Annotated in this window: 12 protein-coding genes and 1 other RNA gene; 12 read left to right on the plus strand and 1 reads right to left on the minus strand. The window is 61.3% G+C overall.

Features of this window, described 5'->3' with window-relative positions:
- Positions 1 to 11: 11 nt before the first annotated feature.
- From AC1KVG_RS18225 to AC1KVG_RS18250, 6 genes are all read left to right on the plus strand, one after another.
- The gene (locus AC1KVG_RS18225) at positions 12 to 1,259 is read left to right on the plus strand and encodes an efflux RND transporter periplasmic adaptor subunit (RefSeq protein ID WP_481095309.1); all 1,248 of its coding nucleotides are present in this window, start codon (positions 12 to 14) and stop codon (positions 1,257 to 1,259) included.
- Between the two features lie 12 nt (positions 1,260 to 1,271).
- Positions 1,272 to 1,979, plus strand: coding sequence for an ABC transporter ATP-binding protein (locus AC1KVG_RS18230; RefSeq protein ID WP_481095310.1), 708 nt, complete (start codon positions 1,272 to 1,274; stop codon positions 1,977 to 1,979).
- Positions 1,980 to 1,987: 8 nt separating this feature from the next.
- On the plus strand, positions 1,988 to 4,402 hold the full coding sequence (locus tag AC1KVG_RS18235) for an ABC transporter permease (protein WP_481095311.1): 2,415 nt from the start codon (positions 1,988 to 1,990) through the stop codon (positions 4,400 to 4,402).
- Positions 4,403 to 4,509: 107 nt separating this feature from the next.
- Entirely contained in the window at positions 4,510 to 5,508 is a 999-nt protein-coding gene (locus tag AC1KVG_RS18240) for a TauD/TfdA family dioxygenase (protein ID WP_481095312.1), read from the plus strand.
- On the plus strand, positions 5,505 to 6,272 hold the full coding sequence (locus tag AC1KVG_RS18245) for a thioesterase II family protein (protein WP_481095313.1): 768 nt from the start codon (positions 5,505 to 5,507) through the stop codon (positions 6,270 to 6,272). The genes AC1KVG_RS18240 and AC1KVG_RS18245 overlap by 4 nt, the downstream gene beginning before the upstream one ends.
- Positions 6,273 to 6,341: 69 nt before the next feature.
- Entirely contained in the window at positions 6,342 to 7,949 is a 1,608-nt protein-coding gene (locus AC1KVG_RS18250; RefSeq protein WP_481095314.1) for an MBL fold metallo-hydrolase, read from the plus strand.
- A 243-nt stretch (positions 7,950 to 8,192) separates the two neighbouring features.
- On the opposite strand, the gene AC1KVG_RS18255 is transcribed toward AC1KVG_RS18250, so the two are convergent.
- Positions 8,193 to 9,677 (minus strand): sensor domain-containing diguanylate cyclase, encoded by a 1,485-nt coding sequence (locus AC1KVG_RS18255; RefSeq protein ID WP_481095315.1) that lies wholly within the window; start codon positions 9,675 to 9,677, stop codon positions 8,193 to 8,195.
- 298 nt (positions 9,678 to 9,975) lie between these two features.
- Between AC1KVG_RS18255 and AC1KVG_RS18260 the strand changes: the two genes are divergently transcribed.
- From AC1KVG_RS18260 to AC1KVG_RS18285, 6 genes are all read left to right on the plus strand, one after another.
- A complete protein-coding gene (locus AC1KVG_RS18260) occupies positions 9,976 to 10,983 on the plus strand; it encodes a zinc-dependent alcohol dehydrogenase family protein (protein ID WP_481095316.1) in 1,008 nt (335 codons plus the stop codon).
- A 61-nt stretch (positions 10,984 to 11,044) separates the two neighbouring features.
- A non-coding RNA gene (locus AC1KVG_RS18265) (sX9 sRNA) lies at positions 11,045 to 11,120 on the plus strand.
- Between the two features lie 441 nt (positions 11,121 to 11,561).
- Positions 11,562 to 12,221, plus strand: a complete 660-nt coding sequence (gene paoA, locus AC1KVG_RS18270) for an aldehyde dehydrogenase iron-sulfur subunit PaoA (protein ID WP_481095317.1) — start codon at positions 11,562 to 11,564, stop codon at positions 12,219 to 12,221.
- On the plus strand, positions 12,218 to 13,168 hold the full coding sequence (locus AC1KVG_RS18275) for an FAD binding domain-containing protein (RefSeq protein WP_115040557.1): 951 nt from the start codon (positions 12,218 to 12,220) through the stop codon (positions 13,166 to 13,168). The genes paoA and AC1KVG_RS18275 overlap by 4 nt, the downstream gene beginning before the upstream one ends.
- Position 13,169: 1 nt before the next feature.
- Positions 13,170 to 15,377 (plus strand): aldehyde oxidoreductase molybdenum-binding subunit PaoC, encoded by a 2,208-nt coding sequence (gene paoC, locus AC1KVG_RS18280; RefSeq protein WP_115040556.1) that lies wholly within the window; start codon positions 13,170 to 13,172, stop codon positions 15,375 to 15,377.
- Positions 15,374 to 16,423: an XdhC family protein gene (locus AC1KVG_RS18285; protein WP_481095318.1), complete on the plus strand. Its 1,050-nt coding sequence runs from the start codon at positions 15,374 to 15,376 to the stop codon at positions 16,421 to 16,423. The genes paoC and AC1KVG_RS18285 overlap by 4 nt, the downstream gene beginning before the upstream one ends.
- The last annotated feature ends 354 nt before the right edge of the window (positions 16,424 to 16,777 follow it).

Here is a 16,777-nt window from a genome sequence, read left to right on the forward strand (position 1 = left end):
CAATCACGAGTATGGATATTGCAAGAAACTCCGGCGGTGCCAAGAAATGGTTTCGCAATCGCTGGGTATGGGGAGCCGTCGTCGCGCTGGTGGTGATCGTGTTTCTCACACGTACCGGTTTCGGCAGTGCTTCTTACGTGGTAGACAAGGATGATGTCGTCATAGGCACGGTGCAACGCGGCGACTTCTCCGTGCAGGTGCGCGGTATCGGCGTGCTGCTGCCTAAGGACATCCACCTTCTTGCCGCGAACGTGGATGGCCTGGTCGAGCGCATCAACGTCGAGGCTGGCGGGATCGTAAAAAAGGGAGACGTCGTGGTCATCCTGAGCAATCCGCGTCTGAACGAGCAGCTGCTGCAGGCGCAGTGGGAAATCGACGCGCAAGTAAAGCAGAACCGCGCGGCGGAGTCGACGTTGCGCTCCCAGCTGGCCGACCTACGATCGGAGGCCAAGAATGCGGAGCTGGACTACCTTAGCGTCAAGGTCAAGTACGACGCCGAAAAGCAGCTTGTCGAGCAAAAGATCGTGTCCCGCATCACAGCTGAGCAATCCAGAATCGTGATGGAGCAAAACCACCACAAGATTGATGCCCAGAAGGAACGCGTAAGGCGCATGGAGGATAGCTTGTCGGCGACGACCGAGGCCAACGTCGCTGTGGTTTCCAAACTTGAAAAATCCAAAAACCTGATCCAGCAGCAGATCGATGACCTGACCATTCGCGCCGGCATTGACGGTGTGGTGCAGCAAATGTCACTACAGCTGGGGCAGCGCGTGACCGCTGGCACGCAGGCCGGCCAAATCGCCCGTCAGGACGATCTGGTTGCTTTGCTCGACGTCCAGGATTTCCAGGTCAACGATGTCGCACTCGGACAATCTGTCCTTGTGGACACCCGCACCAGCAAAATTCCCGGACGCGTCACGCGCATCGCACCCTCTGCGACGAACGGGGTGGTCAAGGTCGAAGTCGTGTTGACTGGCAAGATGCCGCCGGAGGCGCGTCCTGACCTGAGCGTCGAAGGCATTATCGACATCGAGAAGAAGCATAATGCGCTGTTCGTCGAGCGGCCACCTTTTGCCAAAAGCCAGGGCAACGTCGAGCTATACCGCCTGGACGGCAATGCGGCCAGTCGCGGTTCCGTGCAGTTCGGACGTGCCTCCACACGCTATATTGAAGTGCTGAGCGGATTGCAGGCAGGCGATCAGGTCATCGTATCCGACTCGTCGGCCTGGAGCAGTTATGACAAAGTCTCGGTCAAGTAGGTGGCATCGGACATGTCTGACAGCGAACCGCTCATCCAGCTGCAGGGGCTGCGCAAATCCTTCTTTACCGACGAGGTGGAGACGCGCGCATTAGATCGCATCGACCTCATTGTCAGACGAGGTGAATACGTGGCGTTCTCCGGACCCTCTGGCTGCGGCAAGTCCACCTTGCTTTCGCTGCTGGGCCTGCTCGATGCGCCGACCGCCGGGCGCTACGTGCTCGGTGAGCACGACGTTTCCACCATCGGCCGCGACGAACGTGCGCGTATCCGCAACCGCGAAATCGGATTCGTGTTTCAGTCGTTTAATCTGATAAGCGACATGACCGTGGCGGAGAATGTCGCCTTGCCGCTGTCATATCGACGCGATCTCGGTGCCCAGGACGTCGCAGCGATGGTGGCACATGCGTTGGATCGGGTCGACATGTCACATCGCGCCAAGCATTTTCCCTCGCAGCTTTCGGGCGGCCAGCAGCAGCGTGTGGCGGTGGCGCGCGCAGTCGTCGCCAGTCCGCTGCTGATTCTGGCGGACGAGCCGACTGGCAATCTAGATTCGAAGAATGCGGAGACGGTGACAGAACTTTTGGAGGGGCTGCACGCGGAAGGCTCAACGATCTGCCTGGTCACCCACAATCCCGGGTACGCCGCACGTGCAAGCCGCCAGGTCGATCTCCTGGATGGACGTCTCCTCTCCGATTCGTCGGCACGCGTGGTCGGGTGAGGATCGGAATGTCTTTTCTATCCGACCTGCGCTATGCCTCGCGTCTTTTGCTGAAGACGCCGCAGTTCACGCTGTTGACCATCCTTGTGCTCGCCGGAGGCCTGGCGATCAGTATCTATACCTACTCGGTGTTGAATACGATGATGTACAAGGCGCTGCCAGTACCGGCCAGCGACTCCATGGTCCGAATACTCGGCAAGAAGGACGGCCGTACCGCATTGATCGACGGATTTGAACTGGCACAACTGCGCCATACCCGCTCGGTCGATGGGATTGCCGCGTACCAGACCGGTCGTTCGGTGATCAGCGAGCTCGATGCCAGCCGCAGCGTCAAGGCAACCTCCGCGGAGTGGAGCATCTTTCAGTTCGCGCGCACGCGGCCTGTCCTGGGACGCGGTTTTTTGCCCGAGGATGCCGTGTCTGGTGCCGAACCGGTAGCGGTAATCGGACACAAGATGTGGCGCTCGATATACGGCGCCGATCCGGATATCGTGGACAAGGTGGTGCAGATCAACGGGCGCGCGACGCGCATCGTCGGAGTGATGCCGAAGGGCTTCTTGTTTCCGATCAGTTCAGAGATCTGGCTGCCGCTCACGCAGCGCGAACTTAATCCGACCACGTACGGAATCTCCTCGTTCAGTGTCTACGGGCGTTTGCTCTCGAAGGTCTCGCGCAAGGAGGCCGAGGCAGAACTGACCACGCTGCTGCATGCGGCCTATCAGAACTATCCGCGTCGGGAAGACAGCGATTCGCTCCTCGACGACATCCGCGTGGACACCTTTCAGTCTGCGCAAACGGGTCCGGAGGGCACCTTCGTCTTCGCCGTGCTGAATGTGGTTTCCATTTTTATTTTGTTGCTGGCTTGCGTCAACGTGGGCAACATGCTGCTGGCACGTACCAATGAGCGTATCCGCGAAATCGCTGTGCGCGTCGCACTGGGCGCGCCGCGCACGCGGCTTGTGCTGCAGATGATGATGGAAAGCACCTTGATCTGCGTGGTCGGGGGCCTATTGGCTCTGGCGCTTGCGGGCTGGGCACTGAATGCGAGCAATCAGTTCCTCGCCTCGACGTTCCAGGGCGATCTGCCGTTTTGGTGGAACTGGGGTCTGGACACCGGGGCGGTTCTGTCAGCGTTGAGCTTCGTATGCTTGGCCATTGTCCTGGTCTCAGTGATTCCTACCTGGAGCGCGACTACCATCAATTCCAGTGCGTTGTTGCGTGACGGCACCCGTGGCTCGCAGGGAAAGCGCAGCGGACGCGTGTCGCGGATTTTAGTGATCGTAGAGATCGTGCTGATTTCTGTGGTGATGGTGATCGGCAGCGTAATGGCGATCGTCGCCTATCGCGCTGCGCGTATCGATTTCGGCATCGACACGACCAATCTGCTGAACATGCCTGTCGAGCTGACCGGGGAGTCCTACAATACCCCGCAGAAGCAGCTTCAATTCTACGAGCGACTGATCGCCGATCTGCGCCACAATCCAGAGATCGAAACCGCCGCAGTATTGCAGGAAGTCGGACAAGTGCGTTTCGGGGTAGATGGCACCGAGTATCCGCGCGAAAGCGACTATCCCAAGGCGACGTTAGTGGTTGCCTCGGAAGCTCGGCAGCCGATTGGTGTCCGTCTGATCGAAGGGCGATACTTCGACAGCCGCGACAGCGGGATCGGATTGAAGACCGTGGTAGTGAGCGCCAGCGCGGCCAAGGCGCAGTGGCCGATGTCGGGCGCATTGGGTCAACGTGTGCGTATCATGCAAGAAGGTCTTGAGCCAGTCGACCGCATCGTGATCGGCGTGGTTAGCGATGCCCGTCGCGGTGACCTGCTGAAGACTACATCAAGCAGCTTCGCATCACTCTACGTCCCGCTGCCTCAGGTGCCGCTCGCGGAGGCGGCCGTGCTGATCCGGCACCACGGCAACGTCGATGCGGCGCGCAGCGCGATCTACAGGACCGTCGCCGGCATTGATCACTACATGGCTCCAGCCAGAATCACCAGCTACGAGGAAGTGCTGCGTCAGCTGACGCTGATGGCCACTACGATGACGGACTTGTTCGTTCGTTGTGGTCTCTTCGCCATGCTGCTGGCGATGACAGGCATTTACGGATTGAGCAGCAATGCCGTGGTGCAGCGTACCAACGAGATCGGCCTGCGCCGCGCCATCGGTGCGCGTGACCGCGACATCATCGTGCTGTTCCTGAAACAGGGGGCGCGCCAACTTGGAGTGGGCCTAGCCATCAGCCTGCTGCTCTCCGCAGCGATCCTTCTTGCGGTTTCGAGATTCGTGACGGTGGGGCCGTGGGTGCTGGTGTCGATCGGGCTGGGCGTTGCTGCGTGTGTCTCCGCATTGGTATTGATAGCGATCTTCATCGCCACGCGTCGCGCCGTGCTGTACGAACCAGGAGCGGCACTACGTTACGAATGACAGCGCCACAGGCGTCGTGGGCGCAGTTGGGGGAGCCGTGATTTGCGGCGGACAATCAAGAAGGGACGGCACCGGCCAGGTCCGGGCGCTTTTAGGGAGAAAAGGCGATGACGAGGTTGGCGGGTATCGGAGTTGAAGATTTACAGGATGTGCAGGGCACACCGCTGCTCTTGAACGTGGATGGCGAAGGTGTGCGAGCGACGGACTGGGCCGCGGAGAACTGCGAACACGTGGAACGGCTTCTACTGGAGAATGGCGCGCTACTGATACGGGGGTTGAAGTTCGTAGGCAGCCAGCAATTTGGCACCGCGCTTTCGACGCTGTTCGGCGAAGACTTGATCCAATATGTCTACAGATCCACGCCGAGGACCGAATTGCGCGGCAACGTCTACACCGCGACCGAATATCATCCGGACCAGATCATTCCCCAGCACAACGAGAATTCGTATTCGAACCGATGGGCGATGCGTGTCGGCTTTCTTTGCACTGTCCCTTCGCAGACCGGAGGCGCCACGCCGATTTGCGACAGTCGAAAGGTCTATGCGCAGGTTCCTGACGCGATACGCGATCGTTTTGAACGCAATGGGGTTATGTACGTGCGTAACTACTCCGAAATCGACGTGCCGTGGATGGATGTGTTCCAGACCACTGATCGGTCGGATGTAGAGACCTTCTGCAAGGCCAATCAGCTGGAGTTCGAGTGGCTGGAGGGCGGTCTGCGCACCTGTCAGGTCAACCAAGCCTCGGCCTTCCATCCGGACAACGGCGACAAGGTCTGGTTCAACCAGGCGCACTTGTTTCACATCACCAATCTGGAGCCGGAAATCCGCGACGCACTGCTGAGCACGATGGGCGAACGAGGTCTGCCACGCAATACCTATTATGGTGATGGAGCCCCAATCGATGTGGGCACCCTCGACGCGGTGCGCGCAGCTTACGAGCGCAACACGCTTCGTTTCGATTGGCAGCGCAATGATCTACTGCTACTGGACAACATGCTTTATTCGCATGGCCGCGAGACCTACTCCGGCAACCGGCAGGTGTTGGTGGGGATGGCGCGTCTGCACGGCGCCAAGAGCGATCAGGCCAGCGGGGCCGTGTTGTGAAGCATCCATGGTTCATCCGTTTTCCTGCCGGGGCGCGCGCGCCGATGCGTCTGCTCTGCTTTCCTTACGCCGGCGGCCATGCGCATCTGTTCCGGGGCTGGTCGCCGCGGTTGCCCCCGTCGGTGCAGGTCATTGGGATCCAGGCACCGGGAAAAGGCGCACGTGTGTTGGAGGCTCCGCTCGCCTCGCTCGACGCTCTAGTGGACGATCTGATTGAGGCGATCGGCCCTGTGCTGGAGGAAGGTCCGTTTTGTTTCTTCGGCCACAGCAATGGCGCGCTGGTGGCGTTTCAGTTGGCGAGCCGCCTGCAATCGCTAGGCTGGCCGCTTCCCGAGCGCTTGCTGCTGTCCGCCAGTCCGGCACCCTGGACGCGAGTTTTCACCCGGCCGTACTCGGCCATGGGTGAGGCCGAGTTCAAGCAGGTCCTGCGCGAGCTCGATGGCACGCCGGTTGCGCTTTTCGACGATAACGAACTGTTCGAGCTGATGCTGCCAGGGCTTCGCGCGGACTTCGCAATGGCCGAGAGCTATCGCCACACGCCGGAGCCGATGCTGCAGATGCCGGTCACTGTCTTCTACGGCATGGAGGACGGAATCGAACAGGAGAGACTCCAGGCCTGGCAGGATCGCGTATCTGGTCCTGTCGAGTTTCAGGCGATCGCCGGCGGGCATTTTTTCATCCATACCCACGAAGAGGTGCTCGTGCGCGAAGTGATGATGCGCCTGGGGCATTACCCGGACGCTTGGGGTAGAGCGATCGCCTGACTACGGTTGCGGACCGACTACACATTCGGCCGGTGTCACCGGCCTCCGGCATTCATAGGGAAGCGAGAGATGAGCAACGACACCCAGTTGTATCTACGAGAAGACGTGTATTTCGAGCCGCTAGTCAATCAGTGGTATGCGTGGCCATACCTGCTGCCGCCGGTGACCGGTGCGCGTCACATGGTCAATACGCATCGTCGGATCATGAGCTCGTTCGTGAAGAACTATAAGCTGCACATCATGGCGGTGAATCAGCCAGGCATGGCTGGTGCTGAGTTCCTGGACTGCAACGAAGATCAGGTCGATGACATCAAAGCATTGGTCGCCCGCATCGACGAACAACACGCGGACCTGGTGGCGCTATCCGATGCAGTTCGCCAGCTCGACGAACTGCTGCGCCTGCATACTAGCGGCGAATCAATCGAGCACCTATATGCGCAGATACCTGAGCCGTTGCAGGGCTATGTCGAGATTTTCATGGACCTCGAACATCATCCTTCGTACCGCCTGCTGGAAAGCCTGTTGTACAAAAGCCCGTTCTACAAGACGTCATTGCAGAGCGTCGCATTCGGCATCCTTGGCGAGCGGGGGGGTAGGCCGTTCGTGCTGAGTACCCCACGGCTGCCTACCGCCGACAGCCTGCAGCTGGAGGTGGACTATAACGATCCGCTGCTGGATGCGGTGTTTTCGGCGCGGACGCAGCCGATAGCAGAATCCTCGCTGGATGCGTTGTTCGCCGGCAAGAACATTTCCGGTGGACTGCCGTATCGCAGCCTGTTTACCCAAACGCCTCCAACGCAGTATAACCAGCCCGTGGAATCCGGGGTTCGTCTACAATATCTCGGGCATGCCGGATTCTTGCTGCAGACCTCGCAGATGTCGATTGTCGTGGATCCAGTCATCGCCTCGCGTGGGGCGGACTTCTCTGACGAGGTCATTAGTTTCAGTCAGCTGCCGGATCACATTGATTACATCTGCATCACGCATAATCATCAGGATCATGCGAATCTAGAGTCGCTGCTGCAGCTTCGGCACAAGATCGGAAAAGTTCTGGTGCCAAAGAACAACGGCGGCACGCTGTCGGATCCATCGCTGCGCCTGCTGCTGAAACAGTTCGGTTTTGATGTTGTCGAAATGGACGACATGGACGAGTTGCCGGTCCCAGGCGGGCGAATCGTCAGCGTGCCTTTCCTGGGCGAGCACGGCGATCTCAATGTGCGCTCCAAGACCGCCTGGTTCTACGAGTTGCTCGGCAAGAAAATATTTATGGGGGCCGACTCGTCTAACCTCGATTCAAACATGTACCGCCATATTGGCCGTTGGCTCGGCGAGGTGGACGTGATGGCAATCGGCATGGAATGCGTTGGAGCTCCCTATACCTGGCTGTACGGTGCGCTGCACACTAAGCTTGTTAGTAAGAAAATCAAAGAGTCGCGCCGTCTCAACGGATCTGGTTTCGAACAGGCTTACAGCATTGCCGAAATCTTCAAGCCATCGCAGATTTATCTTTATGCTTTGGGTATGGAGCCGTGGTACAAGTATTTTATGGGGCTAGATTACGATGAGTCTTCCGAGCAAATCGTGCAAACCGGAAAGATGCTTGACGTATGTCGAGAAAAAAATATCGAAGCGGAGCGTCTGTACGGGAAAATGACCTTGGAAATGGCTAAGGATTAGTAATTGGATGCTGCCGGCCGGGAGTAAATCATGAGCTACTCAGTCAGCTTGTGCTGGCCGAAAGCTGACTGCCTAGGCCGGCAGCGATTGATGAGTAATCGATATGGAGTGGGTCCATTAACCGCAGTGGAGTTGATGTAATTTCAGTATGGAAGTGGGTTTTTAATGTTTTTGCATTTTGTTGGCAAAGGCTCGCTGAGCTTGGTAGCAACTATTTTCTAATGCACCGAGTTATACTGAGGCCTAGGCCGACGTCCGGTTCCGCCCATTTTGCTTGGCGCGATACAGCGCCGAGTCAGCGTCGTGCACGAAGGCATCCGGGCTGCGTGGCGCTTCGCCCGGCTCGAACGTCGCTGCGCCGACGCTGACGGTGACGTGCGCGCTGGTCGGGCTGGACATGTGCATCAGGCTGAGCGCGGCGACGGCGCTGCGGATCGCATCGGCCAGTCGCAGTGCGCCGGCGGCATCTGTCTGCGGCAGGATCATGCCGAACTCTTCGCCACCGTAGCGCGCGGCAATGTCTTCGCTGCGCCGTGAGCAGCCGGCAATCGCGCCCGCGATCAGGCGCAGGCAGGCGTCGCCATTTACATGGCCGTAGGTGTCGTTGTAGAGCTTGAAATGATCGACATCGATCATCAGCACCGACAAGGGCGCTTGTCGATGCACCGCCTGCTGCAAGGCGCGCGAGAGCCGGTGATCGAACGCCCGCCGGTTGGCAATGCCGGTGAGCGCATCTATCCAGGCTTCGGAACTGAGTTTGTCCTCGTTGCGATGCATGCGGCGCAATTGCAGATCCAGCCAGATGCCGACGCCCAACAGCAACACGCACCCCAAGGTGGCGATCACGATCCGCTGGCGCGCGGATTGCCGCCAATTGGCCAATGCATCATCGACCGCGACGCCGGTCAAGACGGTCAATGGATACGCCTGCGCTGGCGCGAAACTGGAAATGCGCTCCACGCCGTCGATCGGCGAACGATAGGTGGCAGTGGCGTGCCTGCGCGCGCGCATGGTGACGTAGATCGAGGTGCCGGCGATCGAGGTGCCGATCACGCCCGGCTTGTCGGGCCGGCGCACCAGCACGATGCCATCGTCATTGGTCATGCCGATGGTGCCGTTCGGGCCGACTTCGAAGGTGCTGTAGTAGTTCTGGAAATACTTCAGTTGCAGCGTGACCAGGACCACACCTGCAAATTCGCCGCCGGGCGTGTTGAGGCGCCGGCTCAACGTGAGCACCCAGCTGCCATCGGAGCGGCTCTGGACCGGCGGTCCGACCAGCGACAAGGCATCGCGATGGTCGCGGTGGTATTTGAAATAGGCACGATCGGCGTTGCTGTGTGTCCTGGGCGTGCTGTCCAGTGACGAACTCACCCAGCTGCCGTCGGCTGCGTAGATGAAGATGCCATGCAGTCGGTCCGAGCGATGCGCCTCATGCACCAGGAAGTCATGCATGACCAGTCGCGCACCTGCCGAGCTTTGGTCGTGCTCCACCCGCGACACCAGCCCGGACAGCACGGCATCGGCGATCGTCAGGGTGTCGCTGGCATGCTGCGCCAGCGAATTTGCAAGATTCAACGATTGCGCTTCGGCGGCGCGCAGCGCGCTCGCACGCTCTTCATGGATGGACCAGTACTCCGAACCAAGCAGCAGCAGGCACGAAATGCTCAGCACAAAGTGCAACGCAATGCGTTGTGCACGTTGCCGCCGCCGCTTGCTGGTCGATGTCACGGAAGTTACCTGTCTGGATAGCAGGGCAGAGTGCAACTGCTGTGCCAGCCTAGCGGTTGGCGTCGCGTGGAATTGCTTGCACCCCATGACGCCGTGCCGATCTGTGATTGATGCCTCATGCGCCGCGAGGAAACGCACTGGCGTGCGACGGCGCCCCCTGTCCAGCCTGGCTGCTGCCACCGCGCTCGACGCTGCGACAAAACACGACAATGGACAGCAGAGCCAAAAGCCAGCTCGACTGCGTGCGGCTAACGCCCGGCGTGTTATCCCGAGCGTCGATCACAGCAAGGAGCGCCGCATGCGCGCCATTCGTTTAGCTCATCCTGCAGGTTTGAATGCATTACATGCCGTTGCGCTGCCCGACCCCGGGCAGCCGGCACGCGGTCAGATCAGAGTGCACCTTCACGCAAGCTCGCTGAATTTCCATGACTTGGGCGTGGTGTCGGGGCAGATGCCGACCGCTGACGGCCGCATCCCAATGTCCGATGGTGCTGGCGTGGTCGATGCCGTCGGGCCTGAGGTGGATGAATTCGCCGTCGGCGACCGTGTAGTATCCACCTTCTTCCCCGAGTGGCTGGATGGCGAGCCGTTGCAAGCGGGCTTTGCCACCACGCCCGGCGATGGCGTGGACGGGTATGCGCGCTCTGCGGTCGTGGCCGCCGCGCATGCGTTCACGCACGCCCCAAACGGCTACAGCCATGCCGAGGCGGCCACCTTGACCACGGCTGGCGTCACGGCATGGCGCGCGCTGGTGGTCAATGGCGGACTCAAGGCCGGCGATAGCGTGCTGGTGCTCGGAACCGGCGGTGTGTCGATCTTTGCATTGCAGTTCGCCAAGGCGATGGGCGCCACCGTCATTGCGACATCGTCGTCTGACGAAAAACTGGACAAGGCGCGTGCGTTGGGCGCAGACCACGTCATCAACTATCTGCAGCACGCCGAGTGGTCGGCGCAGGTGCTGGAGATCACCAACGGACGCGGCGTGGACCACGTGGTCGAGGTCGGTGGGCCGGGCACGTTGGCGCAATCGATCCGCGCCGGGCGGGTGGGCGGGCATATCGCCTTGATCGGCGTGTTGACCGGTGCCGCCGGTCCGGTGCCGACTGCAGAAATGATGGGCCAACAGCAGCGCCTGCAAGGGCTAGTGGTCGGCAGCCGCACGCATCAGCAGCAACTGGTGCGTGCGCTGGACGCCTTGCCGCTGCGGCCGGTGATCGATCGCGCCTTCGCGCTCGAGGATCTCGCCGACGCCTTCGCGTTGCAGCAGGCGGGCGGCCATCTGGGCAAGATCGTGCTGGAGTTCTAGGAGCGGCTTGCGAACTACTGCGCTCACCGCCAGGCGGGCGCGGGCGCTGCGCGGAATCGGCGTGTACTACTCGGACACTCCGTGTCCTCCACGCTGTCAACGCCCGACTGACGACTGCTCGCTACGTGTCGGTAGCCGCTACAGGTCGATAGTTCGCATCCGGATGTTCCCAACGCAGTGCACCCGAATGCGCCAGGCGATCAGGGTGAAGCGTAGACACGAAAACGCGTGTGCTGCGTAGATGCTCTGGTCGTCGCAGCCACACAGCTGACAGGGATGAGGTCATCCTTGTCAGCGCACAGAAAGATGTCGGATCACTGCAGAAGCTGCGACACGCTGTGCACACATACGCACACACACGCTGCTCGTGCGCCTCGACCGACGCGCACCGCATTCCAAAAATGATGAGCGCGCTTCATAGGCGCATGCAGTCCATGCCGCCAATGCGTGGCTGGAGCGGCTCTAGAATCGGAGCACACCGCCGATTCGCACCTGCACACACTCGCCGCATGCTCACGCGCTTGTGACCGGCCACGCTTCACATTATTTAAGAACTGAATAAGCCAGCATTGTTGGAGATGCCAGCCATGAGAGACATCAAGATGACCCGTCGCGAGGTACTGATCGCTGGCACGGCGTCGGCAGCCAGCGTTGCCGCAACCCAGTCGATGGCGGCGACTGCCGCCAATGCGATGTCGCAGCGTCAAGCGGTCGAACCGGCCAATGCGTCGAGCCAGGTTGCGTTCGAGGTCAACGGCAAGCCGGTGACATTGACGTTGGATAATCGCACCACGTTGCTGGATGCCTTGCGCGAGCACTTGCACCTGACCGGCACCAAGAAGGGCTGCGACCACGGCCAATGCGGTGCGTGTACGGTCATCGTCGATGGGCAGCGCATGAACTCCTGCCTGTCGCTGGCCGTCATGCATCAGGGCGGCAAGATCACCACCATCGAAGGGTTGGGAACGCCCGGCAAGCTGCATCCGATGCAGGCCGCGTTCGTCAAACACGATGGCTACCAGTGCGGCTACTGCACGCCGGGCCAGATCTGTTCGGCGATGGCGGTGCTGGACGAAGTCAAGCGCGGCATTCCCAGCCACGTCACTGAAGATCTCACCGGCAAGACCAGGCTCACCACTCCCGAACTGCAGGAACGCATGAGCGGCAATATCTGCCGCTGTGGTGCCTATTCCAACATTATCGACGCGATCAACGATGTTGCCGGAGACCGCGCATGAAGGCCTTTAGCTACGAGCGCGCCACTTCGCCAGCCGATGCAGCAGCCAAGGCTGCGCGTCAGCCGGGCGCCAAGTTCATCGCAGGCGGTACGAACCTGCTGGATCTGATGAAGCTGCAGATCGAAACCCCCTCGCACCTGATCGATGTCAATGGCCTGAGCCTGGACACGATCGACGCTACGCCGGAGGGTGGCCTGCGGATCGGCGCATTGGTACGCAATACCGATCTGGCCGCAGATGCGCGCGTGCGCCGCGATTACGCGCTGTTGTCGCGTGCCTTGCTGGCAGGCGCTTCGGGGCAGTTGCGCAACCGTGCGACCACTGCCGGCAATCTGCTGCAGCGTACGCGTTGCCCGTATTTTTACGACACCAATCAGCCGTGCAACAAGCGCCTGCCTGGCAGCGGCTGCGCGGCGATCGGCGGTTTCAACCGTCAGCTTGCAGTGATCGGTGTCAGCGAAGACTGCATCGCCACCCATCCAAGCGACATGGCGATTGCGATGCGCGTGCTGGATGCGGTGGTGGAAACAGTACGCCCCGATGGGCAGACGCGTGCGGTGCCGTTGTCCGAGTTCTATCGCGCGCCCGGCAAGACACCGCATCTGGAAACCGTACTGGAACGCGGCGAGCTGATCACCGCGGTGAGCTTGCCCAAGCCGATTGGCGGGACGCATGTCTATCGCAAGGTGCGCGACCGCGCGTCGTATGCGTTTGCATTGGTGTCGGTTGCAGCAGTCGTGCAGCGCGACGGCAGCGCACGTGTGGGTGTGGGTGGCGTTGCGCATAAACCCTGGCGCAGCGAAGCCGCCGAAGCGCAGTCGCGCCAAGGTGCGCGTGCCATCGCCTCTGTGCTGCTCGATGGCGCACAGCCGACCGAACACAATGCATTCAAGCTGCCGCTGGTGGAGCGCACCTTGACCGCGATCCTGGCCGACACGAGGGCCTGATATGAAATTCGACACTCCCGCCGGTACCAATCCCATCGATCAACTCAAGGTTGTCGGCAAGCCTGTCGATCGCATCGATGGTCCGCTCAAGACCACCGGCCAGGCGCCGTATGCGTACGAACACCACGACCTGCCTGCTCGCGCGGCCTACGGCCATGTCATCGGTGCAGGCATCTCCAAAGGCACCATCCGCAGCATCGATCTGAGCGCTGCACGCAATGCACCCGGCGTGCTGGGCATCGTCACTGCGCAGAACGCCGGCAAGCTGGACAAAGGCAAATACAACACGGCCAAGTTGCTGGGCGGGCCGGAGATTCAGCACTACCACCAGGCTATCGCCGTGGTGGTTGCCGAGACTTTCGAACAGGCGCGTGCCGCAGGCCAGCTGATCAAGGTCGACTACGGTCGCCATGTTGGCGCCTACGATCTGGAAAAAGCACGCGATGGCGCCAAGGTCACCAAGGAAGGCGGCGCGCCGAATAGTGCAGTCGGTAACTTCGCCGGCGCCTTCGCAGCCGCACCGGTGCAGCTGGATGCCGAATACACCACGCCCGACCATTCGCACGCGATGATGGAGCCGCATGCATCGATCGCACAGTGGGAAGGCGACAAGCTCAGCGTCTGGACCTCCAATCAGATGATCAACTGGAGCGCCGGCGATCTGGCGAAAACGCTGAATATTCCGCGCGAAAACGTGCGCCTGATGTCGCCGTATATCGGTGGTGGCTTCGGTGGAAAATTATTCCTGCGCGCCGATGCGGTGCTGGCCTCGTTGGCTGCACGCCAGGTGGGGCGCCCGGTCAAGGTGATGTTGCCGCGGCCGCTGATCTTCAACAACACCACGCATCGCCCGGCCACCCTGCAGCACATCCGTATCGGTGCGCAGCGCGATGGCAAGATCACTGCGATTGCGCATGAAACCTGGTCCGGCGATTTGCCTGAGGGCGGTGCCGAGAACGCCGCTGCGCAGACGCAGTTGCTGTATGCCGGTGCCAATCGCCTGATCGCCACGCGTCTGGCCGTGCTGGATCTGCCGGAAGGCAACGCCATGCGTGCGCCCGGCGAAGCACCGGGCTTGATGGCGCTGGAAGTGGCCATGGACGAAATGGCCGAAAAGCTCGACATGGATCCGGTCACGTTCCGCATCGTCAACGACACCCAGGTGGATCCGGAAAACCCGCAGCGTCCGTTCTCGCAGCGGCAGTTGGTCAAGTGTCTGGAAGACGGCGCCAAGCGGTTCGAGTGGTCCAAGCGCAAGGCCAAGCCGGCCAGCACCCGTGATGGTCGCTGGTTGGTTGGCATGGGGGTGGCAGCCGCATTCCGTAATTCACCGGCGATGACCTCCGGGGCGCGCATGCGTCTGGAGCAGGGCGGGCGCGTGGTGGTGGAAACCGACATGACCGATATCGGCACCGGCTCCTACACCATCATTGCGCAGACCGCTGCGGAAATGATGGGCGTGCCGCTGGATTGGGTGGACGTGCGACTGGGCGATTCCAGCTTCCCGGCATCGGCCGGCTCCGGCGGTCAGTGGGGCGCCAACAGCTCGACGGCCGGCGTGTATGCAGCGTCGGTGAAGCTGCGCGAAGCCGTTGCCAAGCAACTCGGTCTGGACCCGGCCAAGGCCGAATTCGCCGACAGCCATGTACGCGCAGGCGGCAAGCGCATCGCGCTGGGTGATGCGGCGGCCAACGGTGCGTTGGTGGTGGAAGACAAGATCGAGTTCGGTGATTTGTCCAAGACGCATCAGCTCTCCACGTTCGGCGCGCACTTTGTCGAAGTCGGCGTGGATATCGCCACTGCAGAGGTACGCATCCGGCGCATGCTCGCGGTGTGCGCCGCCGGACGCATCCTTAACCCCAAATCGGCGCGCAGCCAGGTGATTGGCGGCATGACCATGGGCGCAGGCGCCGCCTTGATGGAAGAGCTGGCGGTCGACAAGCGACTGGGCTTTTTCGTCAATCACGACCTGGCGGGTTATGAAGTGCCGGTGCATGCGGACATCCCGCATCAGGAAGTGATCTTTCTCGAAGAAAGCGACCCGATGTCCTCGCCGATGAAGGCCAAGGGCGTGGGCGAGTTGGGCATCTGTGGCGTCGCTGCGGCCATCGCCAATGCGGTCTACAACGCCACCGGCGTGCGCGTGCGCGATTATCCGGTCACGCTCGACAAGCTGCTGCCGCACATGCCCGAGTTGCTGCGCGCGTGAGTGCATTGGTGGCCCCGGTCGCGCATGCGCCGCCGGCCGAGCCGGCGTGGCCGGCATGGCCGAGCTATGCGTTGCACGACGATTTGCTGCCGACGCTCACCGCCTGGCATCGGGCAGGGCAGCGGGTGGCGATCGCCACGCTGATCGACGTGCAAGGCTCGTCGCCGCGCCCGTTGGGCAGCGAGATGGCGATCACCGCAGACGGCCGGGTGGCCGGTTACGTCTCCGGCGGGTGCGTGGAAGCGGCGGTGGCGCACGAAGCCATCGCGGCACTGCGCGACGGCCAGCCGCGTTGGCTCGATTATGGCGAGGGCAGCGAGGTGCTCGACATCCAGCTCAGCTGTGGCGGACGCATCGGTGTGCTGGTCTGGACGGTACCGGATCTGGGCGAGCATCTGGCGCGCTGGCGCAATGCGCGTCAGCATCGCCGCGCGTTCCACGTCGCGCTGGATCGAGAGTCCGGCGCAGTGCGTTACCCGGCGAATACGCAGGATGTACGCGCCAGCGAATTTCTGCGCACGCATCGGCCGCCATTGCGATTGATATTGGTCGGCGCCGATCCTGCGCTGCTGGTGTTGGTGACCCTGGCCAGCCAGATGGGCATCGAGCTGCGCGTGCTGCGACCGCATGGTCCCAGCGAACCACCGCCTGGCCTGGCCCCGGAACACTACGATCGCCGCGCGTTGAGCGAGGCGTTGCAGGATCTGGTGCTGGATGCAGACAGCGCGTTGTACAGCCTGGCCCACGACAGCGATATCGATCTGCAGGTCGCGCATCGTGGGCTCGCATCCAATGTTGCCTGTATCGGCATTCTGGGTAGCCGGCACAAACGCGAAGCGCGTCTGCAGGCACTGCGTGCGCTCGGCCACGACGATGCAGCGTTGGCCCGGTTACGACTGCCTGCCGGCTGGCGCATGGGGCGCTCGTCGCCGCACACCATCGCGCTCGGCATCATCGCCGAGGCCACGCAGGCGGTCGCCGATCTGCAGGATGCTGCGGTGGGAAGTGGTGGGTTGGCTGGTGGTATTGCAGCGCGAAGCGCGTAAGGCGACAGGCCGCTGCGCTAGATCAGTGCACGGATGCTCAACATTGACGGTTGCTTGAAAAAGCAGAAGCACCGAGTGTTAGTCAGGCACGGGGCTGCTTTAATTTGAATTATTTCTAATATGTATTATTTGGCATTGGTTGATTTGGCGGCGTCGCTCCCGGCGCGCGGATCCTTGCCAACAAGTGCCGCAGACACGCGCCACGTAGTCACCCCGCACGCACAGTCAGATCTCTACGCTGAGCGCATCTCCACTATGCGCGACGTCGCCATGACCGTATTTTCTGATCACGATGACGACGCATCTCGCGACGCTGACCAAGGTCCGTCGCGTGCAAGCAGGGCTCCCATTTGC

The sequence above is a fragment of the Xanthomonas sp. NCPPB 3959 genome, from assembly GCF_056675575.1.